This is a genomic window from Microcystis sp. LE19-10.1B (assembly GCF_027530565.1).
Classification (GTDB): domain Bacteria; phylum Cyanobacteriota; class Cyanobacteriia; order Cyanobacteriales; family Microcystaceae; genus Microcystis; species Microcystis aeruginosa.
In genome coordinates this window covers 12,819-28,522 of the sequence record NZ_JAPZQM010000679.1, presented here as the reverse complement: position 1 = coordinate 28,522, position 15,704 = coordinate 12,819, and the positions used below count along the sequence as shown (strand labels likewise).

The 15,704-nt window shown below is 39.8% G+C and carries 13 protein-coding genes; 2 read left to right on the top strand and 11 right to left on the bottom strand.

Going from position 1 to position 15,704, the window contains the following annotated elements; genetic code table 11:
- Positions 1 to 100 precede the first annotated feature (100 nt).
- From O9332_RS24370 to rfbF, 3 genes are all read right to left on the bottom strand, one after another.
- Entirely contained in the window at positions 101 to 634 is a 534-nt protein-coding gene (locus tag O9332_RS24370) for a hypothetical protein (protein ID WP_288027722.1), read from the bottom strand.
- A 102-nt stretch (positions 635 to 736) separates the two neighbouring features.
- A complete protein-coding gene (locus tag O9332_RS24365) occupies positions 737 to 1,018 on the bottom strand; it encodes a GDP-mannose 4,6-dehydratase (RefSeq protein WP_002756778.1) in 282 nt (93 codons plus the stop codon).
- Positions 1,003 to 1,833: a glucose-1-phosphate cytidylyltransferase gene (gene rfbF / locus O9332_RS24360; protein ID WP_002756779.1), complete on the bottom strand. Its 831-nt coding sequence runs from the start codon at positions 1,831 to 1,833 to the stop codon at positions 1,003 to 1,005. The genes O9332_RS24365 and rfbF overlap by 16 nt, the downstream gene beginning before the upstream one ends.
- Positions 1,834 to 1,931: 98 nt before the next feature.
- Between rfbF and O9332_RS24355 the strand changes: the two genes are divergently transcribed.
- A complete protein-coding gene (locus O9332_RS24355) occupies positions 1,932 to 2,120 on the top strand; it encodes a hypothetical protein (RefSeq protein WP_288027719.1) in 189 nt (62 codons plus the stop codon).
- A gap of 60 nt (positions 2,121 to 2,180) precedes the next feature.
- Positions 2,181 to 3,752 carry a hypothetical protein gene (locus O9332_RS24350; protein ID WP_288027717.1) on the top strand — a complete coding sequence of 524 codons (1,572 nt, stop codon included), beginning with the start codon at positions 2,181 to 2,183 and terminating at the stop codon, positions 3,750 to 3,752.
- 268 nt (positions 3,753 to 4,020) lie between these two features.
- On the opposite strand, the gene O9332_RS24345 is transcribed toward O9332_RS24350, so the two are convergent.
- The 8 genes from O9332_RS24345 to O9332_RS24310 form a co-directional block, all read right to left on the bottom strand.
- Positions 4,021 to 4,533 (bottom strand): PEP-CTERM sorting domain-containing protein, encoded by a 513-nt coding sequence (locus tag O9332_RS24345; RefSeq protein WP_288027715.1) that lies wholly within the window; start codon positions 4,531 to 4,533, stop codon positions 4,021 to 4,023.
- A 127-nt stretch (positions 4,534 to 4,660) separates the two neighbouring features.
- Entirely contained in the window at positions 4,661 to 4,840 is a 180-nt protein-coding gene (locus O9332_RS24340; protein ID WP_002756784.1) for a hypothetical protein, read from the bottom strand.
- Positions 4,841 to 5,133: 293 nt separating this feature from the next.
- On the bottom strand, positions 5,134 to 6,144 hold the full coding sequence (locus tag O9332_RS24335) for a hypothetical protein (protein ID WP_288027713.1): 1,011 nt from the start codon (positions 6,142 to 6,144) through the stop codon (positions 5,134 to 5,136).
- Positions 6,145 to 6,180: 36 nt separating this feature from the next.
- Positions 6,181 to 7,839 carry a DUF4127 family protein gene (locus tag O9332_RS24330; RefSeq protein WP_288027711.1) on the bottom strand — a complete coding sequence of 553 codons (1,659 nt, stop codon included), beginning with the start codon at positions 7,837 to 7,839 and terminating at the stop codon, positions 6,181 to 6,183.
- 73 nt (positions 7,840 to 7,912) lie between these two features.
- A complete protein-coding gene (locus O9332_RS24325; RefSeq protein WP_002756790.1) occupies positions 7,913 to 8,968 on the bottom strand; it encodes a DUF3616 domain-containing protein in 1,056 nt (351 codons plus the stop codon).
- 91 nt (positions 8,969 to 9,059) lie between these two features.
- Positions 9,060 to 10,364 (bottom strand): leishmanolysin-related zinc metalloendopeptidase, encoded by a 1,305-nt coding sequence (locus O9332_RS24320; RefSeq protein ID WP_288027709.1) that lies wholly within the window; start codon positions 10,362 to 10,364, stop codon positions 9,060 to 9,062.
- A gap of 257 nt (positions 10,365 to 10,621) precedes the next feature.
- Positions 10,622 to 12,916 (bottom strand): SH3 domain-containing protein, encoded by a 2,295-nt coding sequence (locus O9332_RS24315; RefSeq protein WP_002756791.1) that lies wholly within the window; start codon positions 12,914 to 12,916, stop codon positions 10,622 to 10,624.
- Between the two features lie 41 nt (positions 12,917 to 12,957).
- Entirely contained in the window at positions 12,958 to 15,183 is a 2,226-nt protein-coding gene (locus tag O9332_RS24310) for a patatin-like phospholipase family protein (RefSeq protein ID WP_002756793.1), read from the bottom strand.
- Positions 15,184 to 15,704 lie beyond the last annotated feature (521 nt).

Below are 15,704 nucleotides of genomic sequence, written 5' to 3'. Positions count from 1 at the left end.
AATAGGCTTTTCGAGGGTAATTCTTGTTTTAATTCTCCATGTACGCAGTCTTTAAAAGCCTCTATTTCGTTCCAAGACACGATTAAGAGTGGCTTTTAGGCTAAGTATAATTACTTATCGCGTAAGTGAGATGCTCCCGGCTATTCTTAATCATCATTAGTCCGACACCAAGCCAAGAATAGATAACAATATCTACGTTGCCACGTTCGACTAAAAGCATTACTGGTGGTGAGCATAAAATTAGGGCATAAACTACAGCTTCTTGATAATTTAATCGGCCAATGATAATTAAAGTTATCCCATAAAAAATTAAAGCAAAGAAAACTCCTAAAAATATAGTATCACGCTGCTCTAAACCCAGCCAAGTTAATGAAGACCAACTACTAGGATAAGCTATTTGAGTGAAGCAGGAATTATTTGTTAGGGAAACTTCGCCTGTCAATCGATCACAATCAAAAGCCCCTAATACGGCTGCAAGATCGATAAAAGGGCTTTTAACCGCAGGAACCCCTAGTTTCCTCCAAAACTTGTGATAGGGAACAAAAAAATTAGCTAGATACAATAACCCAAAATATCCTAAGAGTGCAGCAACTACCAAAAATCTGCCATCAATTTTTGATTGCTTTTTGAGCATTTTCCTAATCTGGATATGTATTGAATTTACTATGTCCACTTAGTGCCTCCTGCTATTAAAGGATTGATTATCTGTCAATGACTTGAGTTCGGTATAGGACGCTCATTGCGCCGCTAAATGAAAGACTACATCCGGTCGCCATGAAGCGATTAAACGAGCCACTAACTCAGCCGCTCGAATATCTCCTATATGCTGACTCAGGTTTTGAGCTAAGTCTAATTGCTCAAATAAGGCGGGGGTGGTATTGGGAGCTAAACTGAGGCCTTTTACCGCTGCCCCCAAATGGAGTAACCAAAAAGCCAGCCAAGACCCCTTAAAGCCAGTATGACCCGTGATAAAGACCTTTTTGCCCGACCAAAATGCTTCCTTTACCATATTTTCCATCTAGCTTGTCCAGTGTCATAAAGGTGATTGAGCATTTCCATTTCTCGGTAAGTATCCATACACTGCCAAAACCCTTCATGCTTATAGACGGCGAGTTCTCCCAAAGCAGCCAGGGTTCTTAGGGGCTGTGCTTCAAAAGTCGTCGCATCTCCCTCAATTAAATCCAAAACCTTGCGATTTAAGACAAAATAGCCCCCATTAATCCATCCTTCAGATGTTTGGGGCTTTTCTTGGAACTGACTGACTAGATTATCTTCAATCACTAACTCGCCAAAGCGAGAAGGAGGACGAACCGCCGTCAAGGTGGCTAATTTACCATGAGAGTAATGGAAATCCAACAGATCCGCAATATTCACATCACAAACCCCATCCCCATAGGTGGCTAAAAAGATATCACTTCCAGTTTGATCTATATAAGAGGTGAGACGTTTAAGACGGCCTCCGGTCATGGTTTCCTGTCCCGTATCAACTAACCAAATACGCCAGTCTTCTTCATCATGTCCACTATCGAGTTTGGTCACTTTTTTATTGCCTAACTCTAAGAGGACATCACTTTGATTCCAATCATAGCTAAAGAAATAGTCCCGGATTATTTCCCCTTTATAACCTAGACAGAGCATAAAGTCAGTTAAGCCATAATGGGCATAAGTTTTCATGATATGCCAAATAATTGGCCGATTTCCGACAGCAATCATCGGTTTAGGTCGAAATTCGGTTTCTTCCCGCAGTCGGGTTCCTTTGCCACCACACAAGATAGCCACGGGAATGTTAGACTTATAGTCCTTAACTGTTAAACTGACCGATTGTATTACCATTAGATTATATAGTGAAGGGTCTTGAGAGTGACATCATCTTATCGAGGCAGTTTAACACGGGATTCCTGATTGTGTCCAAGATCTGTCTAAAAAAAATTTTGTTAAGCGAGTGTACCCAGTTTATTGCTAAACAGGCTCTTAAATCCTATAGCAGTTATCTTTATGGTGAGGTACGAAGTTTTCGTTTTGGGGAGTCGGCCAGTAATGCTAAATCAGGTTATACTTCATCTTTAACGCTAAATTCTAACCGAGTAGGACTAGAAATTCGTGCTACCATGCGAAGATAAATATTCGGGTATACGGTCACGAAGCTACCAGACAATTTTAGGATAAAAATACCGACACTTATGGGGAAATCAATCAATAAAGTCCGAGTAACGGCACTGATTTTAGGGATTCTAGCGATCGCCTTTGCCTTTTTCACCAGGATTGTCAGTATCTTTGAATACGTTACCTTCGATATCGGACCGGATCCGGATCAGATTACCATTGGTTATATTTGGATGGATATGTGGAAGGGAAACTTTCCTCAATTGGGACTTGCGGGTGGGGGTGGAAAATATGGATTCGCAATTCCCCCCCTCTATATTTATTTAGGGTTTCCCCTGACAATTTTCGGTACCGCTCCCGAATTTCAAGTCCTTACCAATGGACTATTTTCTTTTCTATCGATTCCCCTCTTAATCTACTTTGTTTATCAACTTTTAGAAAATGTAGAACAAGATAAACGTCTTCTCCTGTCCAGTTTGGCAGGATTTTGGTATAGCACGATCTATGCGGACTATTTCATTAATAATTTTTCCTGGTGTCCTAGCCCAATACCCTTTTTCCTGCTCGTTTTTGCTTTACTCTATCGTTTCCAGATGGAAACGAGTAAGCCGCTGCTCTATCAGGCTATAGCTTGGATATTCTTCGGGATTACCGTCGCTATATTGGTGAGTTTACACACCACCACGATGTTAATTATCCCAGTGACTTGTGTTATCGCCTCTCTAGGGTTTGTTTATCGAAATCGAAAGAATACTCGTAAATGTCTTTTGCCTTTTCTATCGATTCTCTCCGCAAATCTCGCCTTGATTATGTATTGGAATAGTGAGATAGTTCGGAATTTCGCCAATACGAAAGGACTGGTGAGAGCGCTCACGGAGAAGGGGGCGAGCGGTGAACCATCGAGCAATCTGTTCACTCGTCTATTTAAAGCGATTTGGGAAACGGTTTATCTGGGTAATCAAGTGTTTTTTTTGAATGACAATATATCGATTTTCAATGTCGTAGTTTCTGCTATTTTTTTCGGCATTTCTCTATACATAGTCATCAAAAAATATCGAGGCAATAAAACACTTATCGGCTTTTTTGCGATCACTTGGATAATTTTTCTCTACGCTTCCTCTAATTATCCTGATGAGCATTTTTATTCCCATCGTAAAATCTTACTCTGGTTTGCTCCTATCCTCTTGGCGATCGCTAGTCTGGCCTATCTAAACTTGACTAAGACTTTCGACAGGATCCTCGCTCTAGTTCTAGCAATTATCATCGGCTATTCTATCGCAACTAATCTCTATTTCAATCAACGTTATCTTGCCAGTAAATACGGTTCCGAAAGACTCCTATCCGTGGCCGATACAGTGGAAATTATCAATCAGATTCCGGTCGGTTCAACCCTTTGTGATCCGGCCAAGAAAGGCAAAAGAAAAGAGCATGGTCAGTACGATTATATCGATACCTTTATGACCAAAAGAGAGCTAACGATAACCAATGCCTGCCCATCGGGTAGTTATTATATACAGCCGAAATTTAAAATGGCTATCCAAATGAACGATTTATTTCCAATTTTTACCCTCGCCAAAACCCCCCCTCTCGATCGCCCGATGACTTCCCTTCTTGAAACCCCGGAAGCCTATCTCTATAAAATTGAGTAGAAATAAGTAGGTGGGTGGAATTAAATATAAGATGAACGTAGGTTGGGTTGAAGCATGAAACCCAACGCCTGATTATGTTACGCTACCGCTAACCCATCCTACAAATAATTGTGCCTCCCTACTTACCATCGTGCTAAAATAGGGAACCTCGAAATAGACAACTTATCGCCTTCCCCCGGAACTTCATTACAGACCAAAATATATTCTTGAGTTACTTTAGCAAGAGCTTTAGACGTAGGCGTTTTTAGCGAAGGAAGTCTCAAATTAGTTATGGCCTTTTGCGGAGGACAAAACCTATTCCTCCTAAAATGATTAAACCGATAACGATAGAAGGTTCAGGAACTTTGCTAAAAGTTAGGCTACCTTGTCCCGCAATACCCAAGCGAGGAGTATAGGTAAAAGCCGCTTCACTGAGGTTAAACAATCCGCTAGTCAGGGCAAAATTAGCGATGGGAAAGAAAGCATTAGTAGAGGTGACACTATAATCGATGCCAATAAAAGTCTCATCGAAATAATTGACCACGGGAGGGGCATCGGCCGAAGCGAGATTAAAGGTATTGGAGAGTAGATTAAAACTAATATTGGTCAAGGGGATAGATTCAAAATCCACTCCTGTAATCGCCGTATTATCGAAACTAGCCGAACCGGAATAAGTTCCCGTCAGACTTCCATAAGTTATGACACCTTGAAAATTGTAGGTGATATTTGCCCCTTGCAAACTATTGACATTAACACCAAAATATGCTAGGGCTAAACCTGTGATTACAGCAACTTTATTCATGGTAATTACTCCTTAAAAAAAACTCAGGTGGGCATTGCTCATGCTCACCTTTGTAACCCCTAAATCAGGTTTTATGTCAAGCTATTTTGAAAGCCTTGCTAGAAACCAGTTTTAGGGACAAGTATAATTACTCGCTTGCATAAATGAGATGCTCCCGTTGCTCATAAGCTCGATTAGGATTTTGAGGGTCAGGGACAAGAATATTCTTCCACCAAGACGTATTTGGATAACCGGCATTTTTCAGATCATCTAAGCCAATATTGTCGGGATGATAGGCATTCGGCGCACCATCGGCATCAATACTCATTTTTGATTGATAGAAAAAAGCGGTTTGTCCTGAAATTTGCCAAACAGAATAACCGCCAATTTCAAAGAGTTTCGTTCTTAGTTCACAGCTTATGGAAGAAGCTTCAATTTCTAAAGTAATCTTTTCACTAGCAACAGAATGATTATCTTGATCAAATCCTCTCGCTTCAATTTGACGTTTGCCGTTGTCAGTAAAACGATAAGAGACTGACCAATTGCCATTAGAAACTGAGCTATTACCGAAGTGCCACTTACTTTAAACGGTCGGCCCATGGGCATTGTTAGAATACGGAACTAAAGATTCGACAGATTGAAACCACGATTTAAAGGATAAATACCCGGTGGCAACCAAAATCCTTCTGTGTAGCCATTCTCCCATTGTATATAAACATGATCGAAGAAATGGAGGTTTTCAGCATGAAGGTCTTTAATTTGCCATTTAGGCCCGTTTATGCCCTTTTCGTGTTTGCCCTGTTGATCATCCCAATCATTCTCTGGGTTGGGAAACTGAGTCCTTTTTGCTCCATCTTTGGTGATGTAATAAATGTGACCCGATTGATCCTGATTATTTCGAGGCCATCTTGCTCCAATTGCCCCACGAGGTGCTAGGTAATCTTCTTTCAAAAAGTAGAGAAATCCCAGACGACGCAGTTTTTTCTCAACGCCTGTAACTTGAACATTATCAATTAAACAGGGGTCTTGGAAAAGTGCTTTGACGGTGGCTAATCCTAACTTTTCAGCCAGATATTTCATCACACAGGAGACAGAATAAGCACAGGGTGCATGATGAATACCGTATTGATCTTTGTTTTGTTCAACTAATTCGTTTAGTTTCTTATGACCTTCCTCCGTTGCTTCCATAAAGGTTGTTTTGGACTGAAGAATGGGCAGGATTCCTTGTTCAAATAACCGGCATCCTTCGGCATCAGTTAACCTGTGATCTGTCGGCAGAGACTGGGTGTGTTGGAGGTTTTTGTAAGCATCTAAAACTAAACCCTCATAAATAGTTTTAGTATAATCTGAGGGAGCTGCCACATGAATCAGAATGCTGGTTTCTTCTTTATTTTGATTGGTTTGAGTGTGAGCGATAGCGGTAATTTTGCGATCACCAGGATTCGTGAATCCTGAATAAGTAATCGACCAAGAACCGTCTGCTTTAACCTGATTATTGCCTAGGGAATATTTGTCATCTGCTGTGAGTTCTACAGTGACTATTCCAGAATTTACTTTGCCTCTAAAAGTAACAGGTTTTAGACATTCAAAGCGAGCATGATTGGTAGGATTGATAATTTGTAGGGAAGTCATGGTATTTCTCCTATGGGATTGTTGAAAAATTTACTGTTAGACGAATTGATCGCCCAATGAAGGATTAAAAGCGATCGCTTCCAGATCGGTACGATAGATACCAACTTTATGAATTTCCTCTGGTAATCTTGGCCAGATGTGGACTTCACTCTCAAAAGTGCGCCAAAATTGCGGGGTAATTCGGAAGACTCGGTTATTAACAAGGGGAAGTCCTGTAAAATGTTCTTGCATTCTGGCATTAACGCGCCGATTTAAGACCTCAAAGACTTTTTTGACCGTAGCAGGATTATCATATCCGTCGTAATGCTTGAAAGTGATTCCTGTTTGATTTTTTAGCTGATTACAGAAGCTTTTAGGTTCTTCTGGTCGTTGAACTTCTTGATAGCCATTAGCAAAAACGTCATGAGCAATTGCCTCTAGGTAAAGTTGTTTCTGAGCAGCAGGATTTTTAGCGTAGAAAATAATTTTTGCTGCTGCCAAAGTTGAGCCAAAACAATTGCCAAATGTTCCCCAGCTACCAAAGGCCAATAAATCATCATAAGGCAGGACTGATTGAGCATTCCAAGCCCCATTAAAAAGTCGGCCATCAATGATGACTAATTTAGCGCGTTGCTCGGAAGAATAGTTCTTATATTTAGCCAGAAATCGCTCATCTAACTTCGCTTGTTCCTTGTCGTCTTTCTGATAACAATCAGTGCTACCACCTTGACGACGAGTTAAAATAGCTACCTCAAAATCCCAATCATTTTCGGTTTCAATGAGTCCGATAGCGGGCAATTTTTCTCGAATCACTTCCCAAGGCTGGCGGTTAGCATCATAATGAAGTTTGGTATCATTATTCGCTACTTGAATACGCACTTTCGTCTGAGGAAGAGTTTGAGCCATCGCCATTGCTACTAACTCATCAGCACCCCAAGTAATTGGCTTTTTCAGAGTAGATAAATGGTATTTTTCCAGAAGTTGATCAAGTCTTTCTTGGATTTTATTGCGAACTTTTATAGCGACTGAACTAGGGGAATCTCCCATAGCACAAACAAGAGCAGAGATAGACAAATGGCTTGCTTGTAAAAGGCGAATTGACTGTTCAATACGCCACAATTCTTTTTCATGTCTTGGTACTAGGTTGTCAGAGGTAGAGTTACCAACACCCACAAAAGATTGAATAAGAACTGCTTTATCAAATTTAGAAAGAGTAGCAAGATAGTCTTCAGGATATTGGACTAAACGCTCGGCAATAATAAACGCTGTATCCTTAACAGAAAGTAAGGCATTGAGTTGTCTGACAAGACTATCTACTTGTCTTCTCGGTCCCAAAATATAAGCTGGATAAATGCGTTCTGAACGTCCGTCTAATCCATTTAAAGGAAAAATCCCCAGTCCCGCTTTATCTTGTTCTGTTGGTCGATGATACACCTTAAATTGAGACTGCTTAATATCTTGTAATATCTTGGCCACAGGGTCATTACTTTTAATTTCGACATGGGGAATATAAGCGAACCATTTCCCTATCTCATTAACAGGGGTTGTTAATTCTAATTCCCAGTGATTATTGTCCGCAGATTTGTAATCATTAATCTCAAGTTCATCTTTAGCTATCAAGGAAAATTTTTGAGTAGGGTCAGTAATCTGACTGCTATCTAGGGTAGATTGTTTGATAACAGTATTGACTAGAGCTTTCAGTTTTTGAGTAGTCATCATTTTTGCTCCTTTTTGGCAATGTGAGAGGATTATCTAAGTTTTAAAACTGGCAAAATGTGAGGAAACAACTTTAATCAGGGACAGTAAATTGCACAAATCTGGCGGGTATTTCACACTGATTTCCAGAATCCCCACTATCGCCATCAATCAAAATATAGGCCGTTCCATCAACGATCGCTAATCCTTCCGATGACTGGGGTAATTCTCGAAGGATTTCAGGTTTAAGAATCGTATTGGGTTTGAGATCCTCAGCCGATAGTTTCCAAAAAACGAAATTATCTTGACCATCTTTCGGCCCGCCAGCAATTCCCCAAATCTGGTTATTATCAAAGGTAATTTCTCTGATTCCCCGTCCCCCTAAATCTAGAAGTGTTGCACCATCGAATTGATAGTTATCCAGATTAGCCATTGATAGTAAAACAGCATAATTCTTAGCGTCTAATGTGACAACGGGAGAACGTAAGCCAATCCAAATCTTGAATTTTTCGAGGGATAAAGGCTCAGGAATGGCTACTGCTCCTTCCGCATTAAAAGCATTGGCTTGTTCACACGCCACTTTATCTCCTAATGATTGATTAGCCTTGGTTTCCGCCTCATCAATAGCACGACTCACGGCACTGATAATCTTGTTAGAATTCACATCTAGACCTTGAAAGAGAACTTTAGAATCGATTTGAGGACTTTGGATCAGTTCACCAATAATTTTTAATTGATTTCCCGACAATTGAGCCTGTACAAACCGTTGTCTATTTGCTTTGATCTCACATTTATTGTTACGACTGTGAGAACCGAAGAGAAGAACTTTATTATCATCTAATTTTGCGATCGCTTCAATGTCACTTATTTTTTTCTCTAAGGCTAACTGACTTTGACGAGTTGAGTCTAATTGCTTAGAACTCACAGAATAGAGAAAGAGAGCGTCTTTTTGTTCATTATCTGCTACTAAAAGGCAATTTCCTTCTGATTCTGGACAGGTTACTTTTACGACAGCAGATGGTTCACAGACAGGATATTTTCCCAGTGTTGATACATTGTCAGCCTTAATATGAGCCATCGGGAAAAGCCAACCGAGAAGAAGAGCCAAACTAAGTGCTGATAATAGCTTGAAAAGGTGGGTAATTTTCATAGAAACAGTCCTTAAATTATGAAACACTCGATCGGGGGAAGCTTAATTCAGGAAAATAGTAATAACTCCCCCCATATTTATGTTGACAATTTTAGGTCAATGCGGTGTAAATTTCCTCCGATATTTCGGTATCTTTATAGTATTCAAAGTTAATTTCTTGGACTGTTTCTGTCATGGTGAATAGAACATCTTCAATCTCACGAATCAAGGTTTCTAAATTCGTTTTTTGGATTAATTCCTCAGCAATAACATGACCGAGAAGTGCCATCACTTTAATCGTCACAGGTAAGACATATTCATAGGTATCTTTGAATCCCGTCATTAATTCCTGATCAAATCGTTCTTCGTCCCAGTGGGAATATGCTGTTCCTGGACCATAATCGGTTTCAACAAACATATATTGTAGTTCGGGAATCTTCTTGATTGTTTCGGGTTTAAAAGCACCCGTATTTTGATAAAACAAATTCATCCATTGATCCCAACCAAATCCTAATGTATGTCCAATTTCGTGAATAATTGTGCCAGCAATACCATAATTAGTAAACGTTCCAAGATACTTAGTATTAAACTCAATCTTGCCATAGACGGTATTGCCTTGTTGATAAGGTTTATAGGCTCTAGCAATCACAGAACCAGGACTATAAAATGTTCCTAGTCGGATCACAATATTAGACTGAGGAATGACAAAACGATTCCAAAAGTTACAGGCTAATTTAGCGGTTGCTTTCAGCTTCCCATTGTCATCGTTTAAGATTTGGTAAGTAATCACCGTGCTTCGGTTAATATTTGGGCGAATGATATTGACATGAGGACTATAAGCAAACCAGATGACTGAACCATTGACAGGGGAAGATAAAAGCAATTTCCAATGATTATGATCCACCCTGTCATACTGTTGAATCTCAAGTTTCGATCCAGCTAATAAAGTAAATTTTTGTCTTGGATCGGTTATCTGTGTACTATCAATGGGGTATTTTTTAATGACAGTATTTACCAATGCTTCGATAGCTTGAGTCGTCATAAACTTTTCTTCTCCATTGCCAATAAAATCATTTGAGCGCACAATAGTATAAGGTTTATCGGGATAAAAATTGTGGTCTTTATCCATCTCTCCCCGCACATAAGGAGCAAGGGGTGCAACAGCTTCTATGTCACGATGAAAGGTCAGAGTTTCTAATTCAACCCATCCACAATTGCTATTTACTCCTTCAGGTTTAGAGATAGCTGTACCAAGAATTTCAGAGACGGGAAAAAAAGGTTTTTCTCCACCGATTATTCCTTTGATATAAGCTCCTTTAGGGATGCGTGCTACCATGTCTCCATGAAGGCTTAAATCATCGAGTTCTAGCCATCCAGGGATGCCTTGGTTGGGATTGAGTTCTTCAGGGATTGACATCATAATTAAGTCCTCAAATAAGTGATCATAATTATTAAAACTAGGAGGGGATTAGATTGATTTTGCCCTACCTAACAAAAAGTTTAAGTTTCCTTGACTTCTGCGTATTCTTCAAAGACAAAATGAACATCTCGATCGCCTTTGACTTTTATCCAGCCATTTCAGCCAATAGTGTTGCCATTCTTGGTAATCAAGTTAAGTCAATGCCGACAATATTTTATCTGTGATTGCTTAACTTGACGTGAATGGACAAGGAATTAAGCAATTGAACACCAGCGAACAATGGTATAACCAATAACACCAGGATCACCGTTGCTGTTTAAATCATTCCAAAATCTGGTGTATTCATTGGGAGGCATGGTTTGACATCCGGCACTGAAAGGATTCGTTTCTCCACCTTGATGAAATAACATCGTTGTTCCAGCAGAAGCACGAGGTTCATTAGGTTGAAATAGGCCATCGTGACTGGTATCTCGTTCCGCCATGGCTGATGCGGTAGGACACAATACTTTACCCAGGGTGGCACTTGTTCCTGTTTTATATTCGTAATATCCTTCGGGTAAACGTCCTAAATCCAGTCGTCCATCACCATTTGCATCAACCCCCATTCTGTTGCGATCAGCCAATGGATTATTACTATCTTCATACTGAGATGAGGGTTCCGTGTTAGAGGCGTATTTACAAGCGTGTTTCCCTGCGCCATCTTTCCAGATCATGTAAGTAATATCATCGTAACAACCATGCCAATCATTGACTTTTGTACTGGTTTCCTTCCGGAAAGAGATTAAATTGCGTTTACGCAATGTTCCGCCATTATGGGTGATAATCTCGGCACAATAATCGTATTGCTCACTTTCCGATAGATTAGAAGCGGGAGGGTTGATTCCCGAACCCATCAGGCGATCGGAGGTTAAACTTTCTAGAACCCAACCGGAACAAGGTGAACTAATACGAAGCCATCTCGCACCTTGACTATCCAAACCAGCATCTACGACAGTTAAAGCCGTATTATTGTCTAATTGACCCACTTTTTCATAGGTAGTTCCAGGTCCAGAGCGCACATTTAAGGGAGGATTGGCATCAGCAGCAAAGACTCGATGCAGCGAGGAAGTTAAAGAAGTAAAGACATAACCTTCCACGGGTTTATCAATGCGAAGCCAATTGTCATCCGTCCCTATCACGTTTAAGGGTGTGCCATTAGTCAGTTCCGTGACCACCGAAAAGTTTGTTCCTGCCCCTGAACGGACTTTTAAGGGCGGATTCGGGTCATTGACAAACACGCAATAGGAAGATTTTGTCAAGTCACGATGAACATAACCTTCAATCGGTTTACTAATTTTGAGCCAATTGCCCTCTTCACCTACAACCGTTAATCGTGTCCCGTTATCTAAACGCCCCACAGGATCATAATTACTTCCTGCACCTTTCCGCACATTTAAAGGCGGATTGGCATCACAGACAAAGACGAATTTTTCAGGCTGAGGTAGGGGTGGTTGACTTCCTAAATATTCCTTAACTCCCGCACAAATTTTCTCAACGATTTGCTGATAACCGCCATCTCTCAACCAACGAGCATCTTCATCATTGTCAATGAAGCAACTTTCAAACAAGATGGTGGGCATGGTACAAGCATGGGTACAATTCCAGACTCGACTATACCAGTCATGAGCAAAGGGCGTTCCAGCGTATTCATAACCCCGTCCTTGTAAAGGCAGTCCTCGGAAGTGTTTATCGATGATTTTGATAAATTTCTCAAATTCTGGACTCCGATTCACATAAAATAACCACCAACCTTTTGCCTGTCGGTTACAAGCATTATGATGCAGACACAAACAAACATTTGCACCACTGTCATTAGCTCGTTGTTGCAAGGTTGAAAGGGAAGCTAATTCATTTTCTTGACGACAGATAATCACTTGATAATTGCCTTCCGCTTCTAAACGGGCTTTAATTTCAACTGCTTCTTTCCAGTTGTAGTCTTTTTCCCGTAAATTTAGCGCATGGTTGACTGCCCCTGAATCTGTCCCTCCATGTCCTGGCATAATAGCAACTTTGAAAACCCGTGATGGGGGAGGTTGTTCTCCACCATATTCATCTAGTAAGCTTTGAGCTTCAGGGAAAACATTTTTGACCTTACTGACATAGTTTGGGTCGGTGGCATAGCCTTTTTCCCAAATATATTGTAAATAGCCTTCCGGATCATTATCGTATTCTTCCCATCCCTGATAGGGGGAATTCGGACGACCGATAAACCGCCAATATCCCATTGCGGCCTGTTCTGCGGTTTTCCAATGACACCAATAACAACCATTGGGTTCGCTAGGGGTAACTAACCAAATTTGATGGGTGATTTTTTCGGTGTAATTGTCGTCAATTTTATCTCGCCATTTGAGTCCACCGGGGTTTCCCGCTTCTTGAAAAAGTTTACTCGTACCTCGTGCAGATTCAACGATTGCTTGTGCTAATTGAACAACCCGTAATTTGCGATACCGAGTGGGAATTTGTTCGGTGGTAGCAACGGCACGCACATAATCAGTCCATGAGAAGATCATAATCATTTCCTCCTTTATTTAGGAAAGAATAAAAAGTTCGATTAAAACATTGACGCAGCGATCACATCCCTTTTCTCCATCACTGTGGAGACTTTTTCTGGTGGCAACTCCTCCAACATCTGGACGATATGTTTAATAAATAGATGTAAACTTTCTTCCTCTGAAAAATTCTGACTAGGAGACTCCCTTGAGATAATTTCCCACCAGATTGCAGCTGCTTTTTTAATTTCTCCGATGTCTAGATTTAAGTATTGAGATTTTTCAGAAAAATTTGCCTTAAATATTTCGGCTAAAGTTTTCATCTGTTGAGGATTATTTCTGTCCACTTTAGTTAAGGTGAAATCCGATTGGTTACTATAAAGTAGCTTGCTTTTATTGGCTGAATACTCTAAAAGATTATAGCAAGCTGCCACGAAACCACAGGCAATAACCACCTCCGCTGCTGTCACTCTTTTGTCTTCTTTTTGACTAGCAAAAGTCATCTTTAAGTTGGTTATCAGTTTTTTTGTCTCCTCTTGATTATCTATTTTCCAGATTAGCACTGACTTAGGGTCTAAAATCTTCTTGATTAGGGAGATTTCGTAACTCTTGACACTGCAAACATTGTACCATTTTAACCAAAGTGTTGTCGGTAGAGCCGTCGCTAATTTAGATAGACAAATTATATATTCTTGGTTATTTGTTTCATTGATTTCAAATCTTCCTATCAAATTCTTAGTATCTAGTTCCTCATTCTGATCTAAGACCAAAGCTAAGACCAGTGTATTAATTTTTGCGATCATTTTTTTGATTTGTTTGAGAGTTTCACCAGATTCTAAGGGAGCCTCCTCTTTCCACTCTTGCACTGGACAATCTAGTTCACTTAGGGCCAAATCTTGATCATTTCTATGATAAAGGTCAAAGATCAAATTACGAACTAGATCAATCTTTTGGGATTCTCCTTCAGGATTGTTGGACTCTTGCTCATATTTATATTGCAAAAACTGATAAGTAAGTTTGCGATTTCTTTGCAAAAAAGAGCCAAATACAGGAGATAATTCTTTGACTCGATCTGGAATTAGTTTGGCTAATTTGTTATGATCAAGAGACCGCCATGAGTTATGAGCGGGAAGCTCATCTCCTTTAATACCCACTTGAGAAGCTAACCAGCCAATCCAACGACACTTACGGGAGGTGAAAAGAAAATTTAGAGGTTTTATAATTGCCTGAAGGACTGTTCTTGTAAAACCTGTTAAATTCTTAACTAAATCCTCAAATTTATTGACTTGATTGAGTTTAGACGCATCTAATAAAGCACTCGATGGTTCAAGGTTATCTGCATCGGTGGCTATCACAAGATCGATCTTATTTGGTAGTTTAATTGGCTTAGATTTATCATAAGAAAATCCTGATGACTTAACAGAAGTTAACCTTAAGGATTCAACAGAAGTTAAGGCTAAATTATCGTACAAACCAGCATCCATCAAAGCAACTCTATCTTGATTGGGGGTGAGTTTTTGTAAGTGGTTTAAACTTTCTTTGTTATCGCCAAAATCATCGGGAAAAATAATTGGTTCAAAACCAAGAGGGAAACAAGAGGAAGCCGCAATCATGTCTCCTAAGCTAAGATTTTGACAATCTTGGCTGATTTGTTGATTTTTTGGATCAGATATATCAATAAATTTGTTGCCAATTACTATTCCTTTCCCTTCTCTACAGATTTCTTTATCTTCACTGATAATTGTCCGTAACATCGCAAATCTAAATAAAGAGGCATCAGTCATATTAGTGGAATTGATACTTAAACAGTCGGGGGAAGTATTAGCATCCTGTAATAATTGCCAAACTCGCTCATTTATTTCTTTTGTTCCTCTTGCTGGTGAGGGTTTAGAGATTCCGAATAGGGTTTCTAACAATTGTTCCTTATAACAATTGGCAGCATTTTTAATCATTTTTTGAGAACCTCCCAAATCTGACAAAATCGCATTGGCAACCTTGTCACTTTCTAGAAAAGACTTGAGGCGAGTATAGAATTCTTGATAAAAAGAATTACCATCAAGTAAATCTGGCTTTTCTGGTGTATAAACTTTGGCTTTAGCCATCAGAAAAAAAGCAGCGGCAATCGAGCCTCCAGAAGCAGATGAAATAGCTTGAACTTTCTCCAGTAAACCCAATTTTTCTAATAAAACCATTGTACCTAAAGAAAATCCTGCTGCTCTAAAGCCTCCCCCAGAAAAAGTCAAGGCAATGGTACGCCGGGGATGGGAATTTGTAGATAAAGTATCCATAATATTTAATCTCCTTGCTCAAAAATTTTTTAGGCAAACACAATCCAACCACTCTGAAAACTTCTGGGGAGCAATCCCCTTTTATTGCAAAGTTAAATAAGTAAGATCATCTTGCAAAAGTCCCGCAAGATTCAACCGAGACAAAGGACGTTTCAACTCTGTTCGGAAGTGAAATAGATGAGTTAGATAGCTGGCGTGACTAGGTAAAATTAGATGCGGTATTTATACTTACTACTTTAGATCGTCTATCAGAACTTGCTGCCCTAAAGACTGCAAATTAATATATTTCTTTAGGTTTCTGTATATAAGTTTACAGAATATTGTTCAGCTATTTACTAATAAAAAAAGTTGAGTTTGATGGCAAACCATCTTAACACCTAAGCCCGCCAACCTGAACTTTAGCTGATTCTCGATCGCAATTTTAGCCCACCCTAGCACTGCGCTCTTTTGCCACGAGGATTTTTACCGAGAAAAATGATCTGTCTGCCTGAGAACAGGCTATAGTGATCATCAAACCCTCA

Bases quoted from the DNA above. Each gene is read 5' to 3' on its own strand.
- O9332_RS24350 (WP_288027717.1), top strand. From the start codon at position 2,181: ATGGGGAAATCAATCAATAAAGTCCGAGTAACGGCACTGATTTTAGGG.
- O9332_RS24370 (WP_288027722.1), bottom strand. From the start codon at position 634: ATGCTCAAAAAGCAATCAAAAATTGATGGCAGATTTTTGGTAGTTGCT.
- O9332_RS24315 (WP_002756791.1), bottom strand. From the start codon at position 12,916: ATGATCTTCTCATGGACTGATTATGTGCGTGCCGTTGCTACCACCGAA.
- rfbF (WP_002756779.1), bottom strand. From the start codon at position 1,833: ATGGTAATACAATCGGTCAGTTTAACAGTTAAGGACTATAAGTCTAAC.
- O9332_RS24365 (WP_002756778.1), bottom strand. From the start codon at position 1,018: ATGGAAAATATGGTAAAGGAAGCATTTTGGTCGGGCAAAAAGGTCTTT.
- O9332_RS24325 (WP_002756790.1), bottom strand. From the start codon at position 8,968: ATGAAAATTACCCACCTTTTCAAGCTATTATCAGCACTTAGTTTGGCT.
- O9332_RS24335 (WP_288027713.1), bottom strand. From the start codon at position 6,144: ATGACTTCCCTACAAATTATCAATCCTACCAATCATGCTCGCTTTGAA.
- O9332_RS24310 (WP_002756793.1), bottom strand. From the start codon at position 15,183: ATGGATACTTTATCTACAAATTCCCATCCCCGGCGTACCATTGCCTTG.
- O9332_RS24345 (WP_288027715.1), bottom strand. From the start codon at position 4,533: ATGAATAAAGTTGCTGTAATCACAGGTTTAGCCCTAGCATATTTTGGT.
- O9332_RS24320 (WP_288027709.1), bottom strand. From the start codon at position 10,364: ATGTCAATCCCTGAAGAACTCAATCCCAACCAAGGCATCCCTGGATGG.
- O9332_RS24340 (WP_002756784.1), bottom strand. From the start codon at position 4,840: ATGAGTATTGATGCCGATGGTGCGCCGAATGCCTATCATCCCGACAAT.
- O9332_RS24330 (WP_288027711.1), bottom strand. From the start codon at position 7,839: ATGACTACTCAAAAACTGAAAGCTCTAGTCAATACTGTTATCAAACAA.